The sequence below is a fragment of the Kitasatospora sp. NEAU-69 genome (assembly GCF_057158765.1).
Window position 1 is genome coordinate 250570 of the sequence record NZ_JBWXUE010000004.1, and the last position, 15095, is coordinate 265664.

Genomic DNA, 15095 nt, shown 5'->3' on the forward strand with positions numbered 1-15095 from the left:
CGCCGGGCCGGCCGGGCTCAGACGCCCGCCGCCAGCCGCCCGGTCGCCTGCTCGACCTCCAGCAGCGAGGCCGAGTGGCGCTGCGCCTCGAACGCGGCATGGCCCCCGCGCAGGCCGAAGAGCCGCTTGGAGAGCAGGATCCAGAGCACCGCCGCGACGTTCAGCGCCAGCGTGGCCACCTTGAAGCCGCTCACGTGGTGGGTCAGCTCCATGCCCTCCAGCGGCAGGAACGCGGCGGTCGCGATCACCGCGAGGTACTCGGCCCAGCGCCGGTTCAGCCACAGGCCCACGCCCTCGACGAGCTCGATCAGCGAGTAGACGAGCACGCCGGCGGCGACGTACAGCAGCGTGCTGTGCTTGTAGTCGAAGGTCTTGCGGATCGTGTCGATCACCGAGGCGTGTTCGAGGTCCCAGTGGAAGTGGTCGGCCACCGGGCGCAGCGTCGTGAGGTCCTTGTCGAAGAGCTGGTGCAGCGCGTCCTGGCTGTTGGAGAACTTCCACACCGCCCAGGCGGCCAGGATGCCCAGCACCGCACGCAGCACCCGCTCGACGGCCAGGAAGCGCAGCACGAACAGGTCGCGCAGCGCCTTGCCGCGCGGCACCAGTGGCGCCTCGGCGGCCGGCCCGCTGCCGTGCGGCTCGCCGAGCGCGAAGTCGCCGCAGCGCAGGCAGCGCCAGGCGTCGCCGACCGCGGTGGCCGCGTGCAGCCGCTGCCGCAGTTCCGGCTCGGTCGGCGCGTAGGTGGTGTGGCCGCGCTTGGCGCAGGTCCTGCGGTCCCAGTCCCGTCCGAACATCTGCTGTTCCCCCGTTGCTCCGCGGGCCTTCGGTGCGGGCCGCGCGGCGCCAGGATAGCGAGGGGGCACCGTCGGTGAACTGGGCGGACGGCGCGGCGGCGTGTGACTTCGGGCACCCGAGGGGGCCCTGGGGGAGGCGGCCGAACAGAGTCTGCTCATAATGGGCAGGCGCTTGTGCGGCCGTTCACAAGCGAAGCCCCCGTCTCCCGTGAGGTACCCCGCCATGAAGAACAGCGCTGCCCACCGCCTGCGCCTCGTCTCCGGCCCCGAGGGCCTGTCCTTCATACTCCTGCTCGTCTGCTCGGTGCTGAAGCGGACCACCAGCTTCAACGGCGTGCCGGTGATGGGCATGGTCCACGGCATGCTCTTCATCGCCTACGTCGCGTTCTGGGGCCTGGCCTGGCAGAAGCAGGGCTGGGACGCCAAGCGCGCGCTGCTGCTGCTGGTCCTCTCGGTGCTGCCGACCGGCGGCTTCTTCGCCGAGCGGATGCTGGCCAAGGAGGAGCGCGGCGAGCTCGCTCCGGCCACCGCCTGAGCCGCCAGGGCCCGTCCGGGCCCGCGGTCCACGATGCGGGCTTTCCGCCGGTCGCCCGGTGGCGCGCCGGTACGGTGACAGCGTGGCCAAACCTCTCGCACTCGACTTCGACCCGATTGCCCGCGCCGACGAACTCTGGGCCCGCCGCTGGGGCGCGGTGCCGTCGATGGCGGCGATCACCTCGGTGATGCGCGCCCACCAGATCCTGCTGGCCAGAGTGGACGCGGTGGTCAAGCCGTACGGACTGACCTTCGCCCGCTACGAGGCGCTGGTGCTGCTGACCTTCAGCCGGACCGGCGAGCTGTCGCTCTCCAAGATCGGCGAGCGGCTGATGGTCCACCCGACCAGCGTGACCAACACGGTGGTCCGGCTGGAGGCGGCCGGCCTGGTCTCCCGGCGGGCCAACCCGATGGACGGCCGGGGCGTCCTGGCCGCGATCACCGAGCGCGGCCGCACCGTGGTCGAGCAGGCCACCCGCGAGCTGATGGCGATCGAGTTCGGCCTCGAGTCGTACGACGACGAGCAGTGCCGGCAGGTGTTCGAGCTGCTCAGGCCGCTGCGGATGGCGGCCGGGGATTTCGCCGAGCCCCCGGAGCAGATCACCTGACATCGGCGGTTACGCTCGGACGAGCCGAACGCCCCCACAACCCAAGCGAAAGCTGCCGAACATGAAGCCCACCCCCCTGCTGGCCTGGTACCGCGCCCTGGCCATCGCCACCGGCTGCGCGCTGCTGATCTTCTGCGGTTTCATGATCGCGAAGTACGGCTTCGGCGCCGCCAAGGACGCCACCATGTACGTGGCGATGCTGCACGGCTACCTGTACATCGGCTACTTCGTGGTGACCTTCCTGCTCGGCCAGAAGCTCAAGTGGCCGATGGGCCGGCTGCTCTTCACGCTGGCCGCGGGCTGCATCCCGTTCGCCTCGTTCATCGCCGAGCGCCGGGTGGTCCGCGAGGCCGCCGAGGCCACCGCGACCGCGCCCGCGCGGCAGCCGGTCGGCGCCTGAGCAGCACGCGCAGCCTGAGCTGACGGCTCCCGAAAGGCCCCCGCCCCGCGGCGGGGGCCTTTCGCGTCTCCCGGGCCAAAGGCTTCCGCCGGAATTCACCGGACTTCGCCGGGTCGCCGTCGACAAGTAGTAGGACGTCCGAGTAAATTGCTAGGACGTCCTACCATCTACCCGGGAGCTGAGCGTCATGGACGCCGAGGAGATCGAGCGCGGCAGGCAGCGCTGGCAGCAGCGGTACGACAAGGCCCGCAAGCGTGACGCCGACTTCACCACGCTCTCGGGCGACGAGGTGGAGCCGGTCTACGGCCCGGCGCCGGGGCAGGCGTACGAGGGCTTCGAGCGGATCGGCTGGCCGGGCGAGTACCCGTACACCCGCGGCCTGCACCCGACCGGCTACCGCGGCCGGACCTGGACGATCCGCCAGTTCGCCGGCTTCGGCAACGCCGAGCAGACCAACGAGCGCTACCGGATGATCCTGGAGGCCGGCGGCGGCGGCCTCTCGGTCGCCTTCGACATGCCGACCCTGATGGGTTACGACTCGGACGACGCCCGCTCGCTCGGCGAGGTCGGCCACTGCGGCGTCGCGATCGACTCGGCCGCCGACATGGAGGTCCTGTTCAAGGACATCCCGCTCGGCGACGTCACCACCTCGATGACGATCAGCGGCCCGGCCATCCCGATCTTCTGCATGTACCTGGTGGCCGCCGAGCGCCAGGGCGTCGATCCGGCGGTGCTCAACGGCACGCTGCAGACCGACATCTTCAAGGAGTACATCGCGCAGAAGGAGTGGCTCTTCGCCCCCGAGCCGCACCTGCGCCTGATCGGCGACCTGATGGAGTACTGCGCCGAGGGCATCCCCGCCTACAAGCCGCTCTCGGTCTCCGGCTACCACATCCGCGAGGCCGGTGCGACGGCCGCGCAGGAGCTCGCCTACACGCTCGCCGACGGCTTCGCCTACGTCGAGCTGGGCCTGTCCCGCGGCCTGGACGTGGACGTCTTCGCGCCCGGCCTGTCGTTCTTCTTCGACGCGCACCTGGACTTCTTCGAGGAGATCGCCAAGTTCCGCGCGGCCCGCCGGATCTGGGCCCGCTGGCTGCGCGACGCCTACGGCGCGAAGACGGACAAGGCGCAGTGGCTGCGCTTCCACACGCAGACCGCCGGCGTCTCGCTGACCGCGCAGCAGCCGTACAACAACGTGGTGCGCACCGCCGTCGAGGCGCTCTCCGCGGTGCTCGGCGGCACCAACTCGCTGCACACCAACGCGCTGGACGAGACGCTCGCGCTGCCGTCCGAGCAGGCCGCCGAGATCGCGCTGCGCACCCAGCAGGTGCTGATGGAGGAGACCGGCGTCGCCAACGTGGCCGACCCGCTGGGCGGTTCCTGGTACGTCGAGGCGCTGACCGACCGGATCGAGGCGCAGGCCGAGGAGATCTTCGCGAAGATCCTCGCGAAGGGCTCGCCGGACCACGAGATCGGCCCGATGACGGCCGGCATCCTGCGCGGCATCGAGGAGGGCTACTTCACCGGCGAGAGCGCCGAGGCGGCGTTCCAGTACCAGCGGGCGGTGGAGAAGGGCGACAAGCGGGTGGTCGGCGTCAACTGCTTCCCGAAGTCCGTCACCCCCGAGCTGGAGATCCTGCGGGTCAGCCACGAGGTGGAGCGCGAGCAGGTCCGGGTGCTGGGCGCGCGCAAGGCCGGGCGCGACGAGGCCGCGGTGCGGGCCGGGCTGGACGCGATGCTCGCCGCCGCGCGCGACGGGGTGAACATGATCCCGCCGATGCTCGACGCCGTGCGGGCCGAGGCGACGCTGGGCGAGATCTGCGACGCGCTGCGCGCCGAGTGGGGCGTGTACCGGGAGCCGGCCGGCTTCTGAGCAGGGGCCAGGCATAGAGCCGCCGGGCGGGATTCCCGCCCGGCGGCTCTCGCGTGTCAGCAGCCTCGGTAGAGGCCCGGGTTGAGCAGCAGGTCGGTGAAGCGGCGGATCCACTCCGGGGTGATCGGCTCGCCGATCACCAGCATCCGGTGCTCCACCGCGCCGGCGATGGTGTCGAAGATGATGTCGATCTCCTCGTCGTCCAGCACCGGTTCGACGCTGCCGGCCAGCTCGCCGCGGGCGCGGGCGTGCGCCAGGCCCTGGTGCACCAGCCGCTTCTGCGGATCGACGATGTGCTCGCGGATCCGCTGCCGCAGTTGCGGGTCGCGGCTGCCCTCGGCGAACAGCGCGAGGAGCGCGGCCTGGCTCTCCGGGCGGGCCAGCAGGGTGGCGAACTGGGTGACCACGTCCTCGATGTCGGCCTGCAGGCTGCCCTGGCCGATGACCTCCAGTTCGTCGAAGAGGCTGGCCACGGCGTCCACCACCAGCTCGTTCTTGGACGGCCAGCGGCGGTAGAGAGTGGTCTTGGCGACTCCGGCCCGGACCGCGACATGGCCCATGGTGAGCCCGCCCCAGCCGAGTTCGGCGAGGGCGGCGCGGGTGGCGTCGAGGATCGCGGTGTCGGCGGCGGCGCTGCGCGGGCGTCCCTTCGCGCGGGCGGGGGCCGGCTGCTCGGTGGCGGCCACCGGGCCTCCTTGCGTCTGTACTGGTGAGTAGCTTGGGTGGGGATGGCCACCGTACCGAGAGAACGGCGACACGGAAAGGCTGACGGCAGGCCCGAGTGTCGCCTCCGGGTCTGAGTGCCCGGCGGCGGACCGCGCCGGGAAGTGGGGCACATCACGTCCCGGCGGGCCGATGCGGGCTTGCGCCACCGGGGTCGGTGGCAGATACGCTACGACCAGTAGCGAATAGAGCGGCAACCACGCGCCGGCCCTGTGGGAGGGGTTCGGCGCGGGACGCGGGTGGGGATCCGCGTCGCAGCGACAGCGACTACCGGGGGGCGGCTGGGACCGCCCCCGCACGGCTCCCGCCGGGCTCCGGTCCGAAGTGGACTTTCCCGGCGGATGGCGCCCGGCGCGGGCGCGAACGGGGGAGGATGGTGCCATGCAGCCACGGAACACGCATCTGAACAGCTCCATCCCGCGCGGTGTGGTGGACCTCGCCGCGGTGAAGGCGGCCGGTGAGGCCGCGCAGAAGGCCGAGCAGGCCCGCGCCGAACGCGCCCGCCAGGTGGCCGACGGCGACGACGGCATCGAGACCGCCCAGGTCCTCGTCCTCGACGTCACCGAGGCCACCTTCGAGGCCGAGGTGGTCCAGCGCTCCACCGAGGTCCCGGTGGTCATCGACTTCTGGGCCGAGTGGTGTGGCCCGTGCAAGCAGCTCAGCCCGATCCTGGAGCGCCTGGCCGAGGAGTACGCCGGCCGGATCGTGCTCGCCAAGATCGACGTGGACGCCAACCAGGGCCTCGCCCAGGAGTTCGGCATCCAGGGCATCCCGGCCGTGATGGCCGTGGTCGCCGGCCAGCTGGTGCCGCTCTTCCAGGGCGCCGAGAACGAGGCCAACGTCCGCAAGATCATCGACCAGCTGATCACCGTCGCCGAACAGCGCTTCGGCATCGTCGGCGGCTCCGGCCGGCCGGCCGGCGAGGCCCCGGCCGCCGCGCAGCGCCCCGAGGACCCGGCGCTGTCGGCCGCGCACGACGCGCTGGACCGCGGCGACCTGGGCGGCGCGATCCAGGCCTACGAGAACGTGCTGGCCGACCAGCCGGGCAACACCGAGGCCCAGCTCGGCCTGGCCCAGGCGCAGTTGCTGCGCCGGGTCGAGGCGCTGGACCCGCAGGCCGTGCGGTCCGCCGCCGCGGCCGATCCGAAGAGCGTTCCGGCCCAGCTGGACGCCGCCGACCTGGATCTGGTGGGCGGTCACGTCGAGGACGCCTTCGGGCGCCTGGTGGACACTGTCGCCCGGACCGCGGGCGCGGACCGGGACACCGCGCGGCTGCGGCTGCTGGAGCTGTTCGAGGTGATCGGCCCGGAGGACCCGCGGGTGATCGCGGCTCGTACGGCGCTGGCCCGCGTCTTGTTCTGACGCGGCTTGTCCTGACGGAGCCTGTTCTGACGGGGCCTGTTCCGGCGGGCGCTGTCGCGGCGTCAGGGATGCTGTCGGTGGCTGACCGTTGGCACGGTGGGTGACCTGCGGTGTCGTCGGCGATAAGGCGACATTCAGGCTGAAGCACACAGGTTTATCAAATCTTGACAACACCCGCGCGCGATCACCTCAGGTGACCGCGCGCGGGTGTTTCCTTCCTGTTTCCTGCAGATTTCGCCGGTGCGAAGCCCGGGTTTCGTCACTCTGAGCTGATGTCATGATCAGATCATGATCGCCGAGCCGCAATATTGGATTACCCGTCAGTAAGGCACCTCTTGTGCTTCGGCCGGGATTCCAGCACGATCGGCACCGCCCGGTCCCTCACTTCATCTGTCGGCAGTCTGCCGGACATGTGCGGTGCGGGATCCCCACCGGGTGACCGCCGAAGCAGTTCGGCGGTTGAGAGGGCAGGGGGGTGTCCGCTTCCCACAGCGGTTCCTGTCCTCGTCTCGGCCGCGCGGCCCCGCGCGTCCGTTGGTTGTCGCTCGGGGGTGATCGCCCGTCGTCCGGCCTGTCCGGCGGCGGCGCTCTAGCTACCGAGGACGTAGCTCTTCTCCCATCCCAGGACGGGATCCGCCTGTCGGACCCGCCGGAGATGTACGTCCGACAAGGAGGACACTCATGTCCCAGACTTATGGCAAGACCCGCTGGAAGCGCTTCGCCCTCGTGATGGTGCCGAGCGTCATCGCCACCAGCGCCATCGGCGTCGGCATCGCGCAGAGCGCACTGGCCGCCTCGTTCAGCGTTTCGGGCCAGAGCTTCAAGGTCACCACCGACACGCTGCACGGCACCAACTTCGCGCAGTTCGGCTCGGTCGACGTCGAGGCCAACGGCGCCCCGCACGTGGTCGCCGTCTCCGCCTTCGACACCGCCACGATCCACAACCTGTGCCAGTCCGTGGTCACCGACCTCGGCCCGCTCGGCAAGTGGACCCTGGTGCTGAACGCCGGTCAGTCGGCCGACCCGACCAAGCAGGTCCAGGCCAGCAACCTGCTGATCGACCTGAACCAGTTGAACGCCAACGCGACGTTCAACAACATCAACATCGGCCAGGACGCCTCGACCCTCAAGGGCACGGCCGTCCAGGGCTGGAAGGACGCCCGTGGCGGCGGCCTGCCGACCGGTGCGACCGGCTTCGCCCAGTCCGCCAGCTCGGCCGACCTGAGCAACGTCCAGCAGACCGCGTGGGCGACCTCGGCGGGCACCTTCGCGCTGAACGGCCTGCAGCTGAACATCAAGCAGGGCTCCGGCGCGGGCGTCGAGTGCTACTGATCCGTCCCTGACGCTCCGCCGGGCCACTGAGCGGCCCGGCAGTAGCTGACGGAACGGAAACCGGCGGCCGGGGGACCACCCCGGCCCCGGCGGCCAGGGGGCGGCGCATACGGGCCGTCCCCTGGCCGCACACCGCGGCTTTCCCCCCTCGGACAGATCATCGAGGAGTTCCATCGTGACCACCGCAACTGCCCCGGTCCTGCCCGAGGGTGCCGAGCCATCCCCCCGGCTGTGGCTGAGGTTCCGTGCCTGGCGCCGCAGCCGGCCGTTCTGGGGCGGCCTCCTGGCCATGATGGCGGGTCTGCCGATCCTGTACTTCCCGTATGCGCACCTGACCCTGGGCACGCTGACCGTCGCGATGGCGACCACGGCCGGCGCCGGCTCGCTGATCATCGGCCTGCTGATGATCGTGCTCGGCTTCGCCGCCTGGTTCCAGCCGATGACGCGGATCTTCTGCGGCATCGCGGTCACCATCCTGACCCTGATCTCGATCCCGGTCTCCAACCTCGGCGGGTTCCTGATGGGCCTGGTGCTGGGCCTGATCGCGGGCGGCATGCTCTGCGCCTGGGCACCGCTGAAGCCCGAGGAGGTGGCCGCGCTGGAGGCCAAGGCGGTCGTGCTGCCCGAGCAGTTCGCGCAGAACTGGGCCGCGCGCGAGGCCGCCGAGGGTGGCGCGCCCGACGAGCACGGTGTCGCCGAGCAGGCCGACGGGGCGCAGTTCGCCACGCTGCCCGAGGCCACGCTGCCCGGGCAGGGCGCCGCGCCCGACGAGCACGGTGTCGCCGAGCAGGCCGACGGGGCGCAGTTCGCCACGCTGCCCGAGGCCACGCTGCCCGGGCAGGGCGCCGCGCCCGCCACCGAGACGGGCAGTGCCCAGCCGGCGGGAGACGAGCGGTGACCGGGCGGGACGCCCAGCCGGCCCAGCCCGCGCAGCCCGAGCGGCGCCGCACCGACGGTCCGCGGCACGCCGCGCCCCGGGTGAGCGGCCGCAACCGCGCCAAGCTGCTGGCCATCGCCGCCGTCCCCACCGCGCTGCTGGTGAGCAGCAGCGTCACGCCCGGCATGGCGAGCGCGGCCGGCACGGCGGGCACCTCCTGCACGAGCCAGGACGGGCCGGTCACGATCACCCCGGTGCCCAAGAGCCAGCTCACCCCGCTGCCCGCACCGGCCACCAAGGCCGACGCCACCAACCCGGGCAACGCCGTCAGCGCCGCGTTCCTCACGCCGAACAGCACGCCGAGCACGGTCACCAGCCGGATCGTGCAGGCGGCCGCGATCCAGCCGGACGGCAGCCAGAACCAGGGCCTGATCGGCGACATCATCAACGGCGTCTCCGGGCTCTTCGGCCCGACCGGCGCCGGCGCCGGCGCGAGCACGCCGAGCACCTCGCCGAGCAGCCCGTCGGCGCCCGCTCCGGCGGCCCCGGCGCAGCGCGCCGCCGCGCCCCGGATCGGCGCACCGGTGGTGCCGAGCGCCACCACGCCGGCCACGCCCGCCACGACGCCCGCCAACGGGCCGTCAGCGGCCCCTGGCGCCACCACGCCGTCCCCGACCGCCCCCGCCGCTCCTGCGGCCGGGCCGAGCGGCGCAGCGGGTGCGGCCACGCCGTCCGCCGCCGCGCCGTCCACGCCGGCCACGCCCGCCCCGAGCGCGAGCAGCGGGCCGAGCGCCGCCTCGGGTGCCACGCCGTCCGCCGCGCCGTCCGGGACCGCCACCGCCACCGCCACGCCCGGCACCGCCACGCCCAGCCCGGCCGCACCCACCGGGGCCGCCGCGCCTTCGGCCGAGGCCAAGGCGCTCGCGAACGGCGACACCCGCCCGCTCTGCCCGGTGGACACCAGCGCGGTGGCGGCCGCCGGCAGCGACGGCCAGGTGGTGCCGGACCAGAACTGGACGCTGCACTCCAGCAAGCTCGCGCTCTACGGCGCGATCTTCGGCGGCGTCTACGAGGTGCACACCCCGACCACCACGAAGCGGGTGCTGAAGTTCACCGTCAGCTCGGTGGACATCGGCGATCTCGACATGTCGACCATCGAGAACACCGCGGTCGGCAACTCGCCCGCCAAGACCTTCCACGTGAAGGGTGCGCCGGGCAGCACCTCGACCATGCGCCAGGGCCCGATCACGATGTACGTGGAGAGCATGAGCGGCGAGCTCTCGGCGCTCTACGGGATCCCGCTGCCGCCGCTCGGCAACATCACGATCACTCCCGACACGCTGCCGACCTGGCTCTTCAACCTGATCGGCGCGGTCGACATCATCCCGATCGACATGACGATGACCGGCGCCACGGCCGTGCAGGCCGGCCAGTTCGGCGGCACGCTGACCATCCCGGGCATGCGCATGTACAACGACGACCTCCCGTACGGCGGCTGACCGACCGTTCCGGAAGAGTACGCACGAGGGCCCCCGTCGCGGTTGCGACGGGGGCCCTCTGCGCGCTGTCCGCTACGGGGTCGGGTCAGACGCCGCGGCGGATGCCCAGGTGGTGCACCTGGACCATGTTGGTGTTGCCGGGCACGCCGGGCGGCGAGCCCGCCGTGACGATGACGGTGTCGCCCTCGTCCAGCCGCCGCATCTGCAGCAGCTCCCGGTCCACCTGCTGGACCATCTCGTCGGTGGTGGCCACCTGCTCGGTGACGTACGCCTCGACGCCCCAGCTCAGCGAGAGCTGGTTGCGGGTCGCGGCGTCCGGCGTGAAGGCGATCACCGGGATCGGCGAACGGTAGCGGGAGAGCCGGCGCGCGGTGTCACCGGACTTGGTGAACGCGACCAGCGCCTTGCCGTTCAGGAAGTCGCCGAGCTCGCAGGCGGCGCGGGCGACCGAGCCGCTCTGGGTGCGCGGCTTGCGGCCCGGGTTGAGCGGCTGCAGGCCCTGGCGGACCAGCTCCTCCTCGGCCGTCTCGCAGATCCGGCTCATGGTCTTGACCGTCTCGACCGGGAACTTGCCGACGCTGGACTCGGCGGAGAGCATCACCGCGTCCGCACCGTCCAGGATCGCGTTCGCGACGTCCGAGGCCTCGGCGCGGGTCGGCCGCGAGGCGTGGATCATCGACTCCATCATCTGGGTGGCGACGATGACCGGCTTGGCGTTGCGGCGGGCCAGCGTGATCAGCTGCTTCTGCACCAGCGGCACCCGCTCCAGCGGGTACTCGACGGCGAGGTCGCCACGGGCCACCATGATCGCGTCGAAGGCGAGGACGATCTCCTCCATCGCCTCGACGGCCTGCGGCTTCTCGATCTTCGCGATGACGGGGACGCGGATGCCGACCTCGTCCATCACCTTGTGCACGTCGGCGATGTCACCGGCGTTGCGGACGAAGGAGAGCGCGACCATGTCCACGCCGAGGCGCAGCGCGAACCGCAGGTCCTCCTTGTCCTTCTCGGACAGCGCGGGAACGTTGACGGCCGCGCCGGGGAGGTTGATGCCCTTGTTGTTCGAGAGCACACCGCCCTCGATCACCACGGTCTTCACCCGGGGGCCGTCGACGCTGACGACCTCCAGGGCGATGACGCCGTCGTTGATCAGGACCGGGTCGCCGGGCTTCACGTCGCCGGGCAGGCCCTTGTAGGTGGTGCCGCAGATGTGCTGGTCACCGGGAACGTCTTCGGTGGTGATGGTGAACGTGTCGCCGTTGTCAACGGTCACCGGGCCGTTGGCGAAGGTCGCCAGACGGATCTTGGGGCCCTGCAGGTCGGCCAGGACACCGATGGTGCGGCCGGTGTCCCCGGCCACCTGGCGGACCTTGCGGTACCGCTCCTCGTGCTCCGCGTGGGAGCCGTGGCTCATGTTCAGTCGGGCGACGTTCATGCCCGCTTCGACGATGGCCTTCAGCTGTTCGTACGAGTCCGTTGCCGGACCCAGGGTGCAGACAATTTTCGCTCGGCGCATATCGATGATCCTATCCGTAGGAGTTATTCCCGGGGATGGGGGAAACCTCCGACAGGGGGTCACTGACCCTTGTGGACCAGTGCGAACGCCTGCTGGGCGATCTCCAACTCCTCGTCGGTCGGCACCACCGCGACGGCTACTCGTGAGTAGGGCGGCGAGATGATCCGGGCGGCGCCGGAGCGGACCGAGTTCAGCTCGGGATCCACCGCGATGCCGAGCTCGTCCAGCCCCGCCGTGGCCGCCGCGCGCACCGGCGCCGCGTTCTCGCCGACGCCCGCGGTGAACGCGATCGCGTCCACCCGGCCGAGCACCGCGTAGTAGCCGCCGATGTACTTGCGCAGCCGGTGCACGTAGGCGCGGAACGCCAGTTCGGCCGCCTCGTCGCCGTCCTCGGCCCGGCGCATGATCTCGCGCATGTCGTTGTCGCCGCAGAGCCCGAGCAGACCGCTGCGGCGGTTGAGCAGGTCGTCGATCTCGTCGATCGAGAGCCCGCCGACCCGGTGCAGGTGGAAGACGACGCCCGGGTCGATGTCGCCCGACCTGGTGCCCATCACCAGGCCCTCCAGCGGGGTCAGTCCCATCGAGGTCTCCACGCAGACGCCGCCGGCCACCGCCGCGGCGGACGCGCCGTTGCCCAGGTGCAGCACGATCACGTTGACCTCGGCCGGATCCTTGCCGAGCAGCCGCGCGGTGGCCCGCGAGACGTACTGGTGCGAGGTGCCGTGGAAGCCGTAGCGGCGCACCCGGTGCTCGTCGGCGACCGCGCGGTCGATCGCGTAGCGGGCCGCGTACTCGGGGACAGTGGTGTGGAACGCGGTGTCGAAGACCGCGATCTGCGGCAGGTCGGGGCGCAGCGCGCGGGCCACCTCGATGCCGGTGATGTTGGCCGGGTTGTGCAGCGGGGCGACCGGCACCAGCCGGCGGATCTCGGTCAGCACCTCGTCGGTGATCTCGGTCGGCGCGGTGAACCGCTTGCCGCCGTGCACCACCCGGTGGCCGATCGCGGCCAGCTCGGGCGAGTCCAGGCCGAGGCCGTCCGCGGCCAGCTCCTCGGCGACCCCCTGGAGCGCGGCCGCGTGGTCGGCGAAGAGCCGGCCGATCTCGCGCCGCTCGCCGCCGTGCGGGGTGTGCACCAGGCGGCCGCTGCTCTCGCCGATCCGCTCGACCAGGCCGGCCGCCAGCCGTTCGCCGTCGAGCATGTCGATCAGCTGGTACTTCACCGACGAGGAGCCGGCGTTGAGTACGAGGACCCGGGTCGCCTCGGTCATCAGGAGTGCTCCTCGTTCGTCTGCGCGCCGGGCTGGGCTTCGATGGTGGTCTGGGCCTCGATGGCGGTCTGGGCTTCGATGGCGGTCTGGGCCTGGATCGCGGTGATCGCGACGGTGTTGACGATGTCCTCCACCAGCGCGCCGCGGGAGAGGTCGTTGACCGGCTTGCGCAGGCCCTGGAGCACCGGGCCGACCGCGACCGCGCCGGCCGAGCGCTGGACGGCCTTGTAGGTGTTGTTGCCGGTGTTCAGGTCCGGGAAGATCAGCACGGTCGCCCGGCCTGCGACCGGCGAGCCGGGCAGCTTGGTCGCCGCGACGTGCTCGTCCACCGCCGCGTCGTACTGGATCGGCCCCTCGACCAGCAGGTCCGGGCGCAGCGCGCGGACCAGCTCGGTCGCCTTGCGGACCTTCTCGACGTCCTTGCCGGAGCCCGAGGTGCCGGTCGAGTACGAGAGCATCGCGACCCGCGGCTCGACCCCGAACCGGGCGGCCGTCGCGGCGGACTGGATCGCGATGTCGGCCAGCTGCTGCGCGTCCGGGTCCGGGTTGACCGCGCAGTCGCCGTAGACCAGCACCTTGTCGGCCAGGCACATGAAGAAGACCGAGGAGACGATCGCCGCGCCCGGCGAGGTCTTGATCACCTCGAACGCGGGCCGGATCGTGGCGGCCGTGGAGTGCACGGCGCCGGAGACCATGCCGTCGGCGATCCCCTCCTGGACCATCAGCGTGCCGAAGTAGCTGACGTCGGTGACCACGTCCAGCGCCAGCTCGACGGTCATCCCCTTGTGCGCGCGCAGCCGCGCGTAGTGCTCGGCGAACTGCTGGCGCAGCGGGCTGGTGGCCGGGTCGACGATCCGCACGTGCGCCCGGTCGGGCGTCTCCTCCGGTCCCGGCAGCGTGATGCCCAGGCTCGCGGCGGTGCGGCGGACCTTCTCCACCTCGCCGAGCAGCGTCAGGTCGCAGATGTTGCGGCGCAGCAGGATCTCCGCGGAGCGCAGCACCCGCTCCTCGGCGCCCTCCGGCAGCACGATGTGCTGCCGCTTGCCGCGGGCTCGCTCCAGCAGCTCGTGCTCGAACATCATCGGGGTCACCCGCTCGGACTTGCCGAGCTCGATCCGGCTGGTCAACTCGGCTGTGTCCACGTGGAGTTCGAACAGGCCCAGGGCGATCTCGGCCTTGCGCGGGGTGGCCGGGCCGAGCTTGCCCTCCAGGTGGGTGAGCGCGGCGGCGGTCAGCCAGCTGCCCTCCGGGACGACGGCGACCGGGGTGCCCGGGGCCAGCCGGGTGGCGAGCGCCATCACGTCCGGGCTCGGGTGCTGGCCGAGCGTCAGCAGCACGCCGGCGATCGGCGGCGCACCGGCCGCGTGCGCGGCGAGCGAGCCGATCAGCAGGTCGGCGCGGTCCCCGGGGGTCACGACGAGCGCGCCCTCGGTCAGCGCCGGCAGGAAGGTGGGCAGCATCGCGCCGCCGAAGACGAAGCCGCGCACGTCCCGCGCGAGCCCCGCGGCGTCGCCCAGCAGCACCTCGGCGCCGGTCGCCTCGACCAGCTGGGAGACGGTCGGCGCGGCGAGCGCGAGCTCCTCGGGGATCACGTACGCGGGCACCGGCAGCTTGCCGGCCAGGCCGCGCAGCACCTGCTGCTTGGCGCCCGGTGCGACCCGGTTGGCGACCATCGCGAGCGTGGTGCAGCCGAGGTCGGCGTAGGCGCGGTAGGCGTTGCGCACCTCGGCGGTGACGGTCGCGCCGTCCTCGTCGTGGCCGCCGACCACCGGCAGCACCCAGGCGCCGAACTCGTTCGCGAGCCGGGCGTTGAACGCGAGCTCGTCGGGGATGTTCGTGTCGGCGAAGTCGGTGCCGAGCACCAGCACCGCCTGGCAGCTGCGCTCCAGCGCGCGGAACCGGTCGACGAGCGCCGAGACGAGCTCGTCCTGGCCCTGCGCGGCCTGGAGGGCGGCGGCCTCCTCGTAGCTGAGCCCGTACAGGTCGGCGGCCGGCAGGTCCAGCCGGTAGCGGGTGCGGAGCAGCTCGACCACGTGGTCGGTGGCGGGCTCGCCGGGCGCCCCCGCGTGCACCAGCGGGCGGAACACCCCGACTCGGTCCACCTGACGGGTGAGCAGTTCCATGACCCCGAGCTCGACCGCCTGCCGGCCGTCCCCCCGGTCGATCCCGGTCACGTACACGCTGCGCGCCACGCGAGTCTCTCCGTCCCGTCAAGGCTCCGTCCGGCCCCTGCGGGACCGGCCATCGCTTCGACCATACCTTCGCAGCTCGGGTGGGTGTTCGCATGGCAGAAGCGGCCGGGCGAGGGT

General features: G+C 72.0%; 13 protein-coding genes. 8 read left to right on the forward strand and 5 right to left on the reverse strand.

Annotated features, from left to right (window positions below):
• Positions 1–17: 17 nt before the first annotated feature.
• On the reverse strand, positions 18–794 hold the full coding sequence (locus AC060L_RS07070) for a DUF2127 domain-containing protein (protein WP_483797666.1): 777 nt from the start codon (positions 792–794) through the stop codon (positions 18–20).
• A gap of 223 nt (positions 795–1017) precedes the next feature.
• On the opposite strand from AC060L_RS07070, the gene AC060L_RS07075 reads away from it, so the two are divergent.
• The 4 genes from AC060L_RS07075 (at position 1018) to icmA (ending at position 4209) form a co-directional block, all read left to right on the forward strand.
• Positions 1018–1329, forward strand: coding sequence for a DUF3817 domain-containing protein (locus AC060L_RS07075; protein ID WP_483797667.1), 312 nt, complete (start codon positions 1018–1020; stop codon positions 1327–1329).
• A gap of 82 nt (positions 1330–1411) precedes the next feature.
• A complete protein-coding gene (locus AC060L_RS07080) occupies positions 1412–1936 on the forward strand; it encodes a MarR family winged helix-turn-helix transcriptional regulator (protein WP_483797668.1) in 525 nt (174 codons plus the stop codon).
• A 61-nt stretch (positions 1937–1997) separates the two neighbouring features.
• Positions 1998–2336, forward strand: a complete 339-nt coding sequence (locus tag AC060L_RS07085; protein ID WP_483797669.1) for a DUF3817 domain-containing protein — start codon at positions 1998–2000, stop codon at positions 2334–2336.
• Between the two features lie 187 nt (positions 2337–2523).
• Entirely contained in the window at positions 2524–4209 is a 1686-nt protein-coding gene (gene icmA, locus AC060L_RS07090; protein ID WP_483797670.1) for a coenzyme B12-dependent isobutyryl-CoA mutase large subunit, read from the forward strand.
• A gap of 56 nt (positions 4210–4265) precedes the next feature.
• Here icmA and AC060L_RS07095 read toward each other — a convergent pair whose 3' ends face one another.
• Complete coding sequence (locus AC060L_RS07095; RefSeq protein WP_483797671.1) at positions 4266–4895, reverse strand: TetR/AcrR family transcriptional regulator; 630 nt, start codon at positions 4893–4895, stop codon at positions 4266–4268.
• Positions 4896–5313: 418 nt separating this feature from the next.
• Between AC060L_RS07095 and trxA the strand changes: the two genes are divergently transcribed.
• The 4 genes from trxA (at position 5314) to AC060L_RS07115 (ending at position 10002) form a co-directional block, all read left to right on the forward strand.
• Positions 5314–6294, forward strand: coding sequence for a thioredoxin (trxA, locus tag AC060L_RS07100; protein ID WP_483797672.1), 981 nt, complete (start codon positions 5314–5316; stop codon positions 6292–6294).
• Positions 6295–6975: 681 nt separating this feature from the next.
• A complete protein-coding gene (locus AC060L_RS07105) occupies positions 6976–7626 on the forward strand; it encodes a DUF6230 family protein (protein WP_483797673.1) in 651 nt (216 codons plus the stop codon).
• A 175-nt stretch (positions 7627–7801) separates the two neighbouring features.
• Positions 7802–8524, forward strand: a complete 723-nt coding sequence (locus AC060L_RS07110) for a DUF6114 domain-containing protein (RefSeq protein ID WP_483797674.1) — start codon at positions 7802–7804, stop codon at positions 8522–8524.
• Positions 8521–10002 (forward strand): hypothetical protein, encoded by a 1482-nt coding sequence (locus tag AC060L_RS07115; protein WP_483797675.1) that lies wholly within the window; start codon positions 8521–8523, stop codon positions 10000–10002. Before AC060L_RS07110 ends, AC060L_RS07115 begins: the two co-directional genes overlap by 4 nt.
• Before the next feature lie 85 nt (positions 10003–10087).
• Here AC060L_RS07115 and pyk read toward each other — a convergent pair whose 3' ends face one another.
• From pyk to pta, 3 genes are read right to left on the reverse strand one after another with little or no spacing between them, the layout of a single operon-like run.
• Positions 10088–11518 (reverse strand): pyruvate kinase, encoded by a 1431-nt coding sequence (gene pyk, locus AC060L_RS07120; RefSeq protein WP_483797676.1) that lies wholly within the window; start codon positions 11516–11518, stop codon positions 10088–10090.
• Between the two features lie 59 nt (positions 11519–11577).
• Complete coding sequence (locus tag AC060L_RS07125) at positions 11578–12786, reverse strand: acetate kinase (RefSeq protein ID WP_483797677.1); 1209 nt, start codon at positions 12784–12786, stop codon at positions 11578–11580.
• Entirely contained in the window at positions 12786–14978 is a 2193-nt protein-coding gene (pta, locus tag AC060L_RS07130; RefSeq protein ID WP_483797678.1) for a phosphate acetyltransferase, read from the reverse strand. The genes AC060L_RS07125 and pta overlap by 1 nt, the downstream gene beginning before the upstream one ends.
• Positions 14979–15095 lie beyond the last annotated feature (117 nt).

Excerpts from the sequence above, each read along its gene's own strand:
- AC060L_RS07070 (WP_483797666.1), bottom strand. The coding sequence starts at position 794 with ATGTTCGGACGGGACTGGGACCGCAGGACCTGCGCCAAGCGCGGCCAC.
- AC060L_RS07075 (WP_483797667.1), top strand. The coding sequence starts at position 1,018 with ATGAAGAACAGCGCTGCCCACCGCCTGCGCCTCGTCTCCGGCCCCGAG.
- AC060L_RS07085 (WP_483797669.1), top strand. The coding sequence starts at position 1,998 with ATGAAGCCCACCCCCCTGCTGGCCTGGTACCGCGCCCTGGCCATCGCC.
- icmA (WP_483797670.1), top strand. The coding sequence starts at position 2,524 with ATGGACGCCGAGGAGATCGAGCGCGGCAGGCAGCGCTGGCAGCAGCGG.
- trxA (WP_483797672.1), top strand. The coding sequence starts at position 5,314 with ATGCAGCCACGGAACACGCATCTGAACAGCTCCATCCCGCGCGGTGTG.
- AC060L_RS07105 (WP_483797673.1), top strand. The coding sequence starts at position 6,976 with ATGTCCCAGACTTATGGCAAGACCCGCTGGAAGCGCTTCGCCCTCGTG.
- pyk (WP_483797676.1), bottom strand. The coding sequence starts at position 11,518 with ATGCGCCGAGCGAAAATTGTCTGCACCCTGGGTCCGGCAACGGACTCG.
- AC060L_RS07125 (WP_483797677.1), bottom strand. The coding sequence starts at position 12,786 with ATGACCGAGGCGACCCGGGTCCTCGTACTCAACGCCGGCTCCTCGTCG.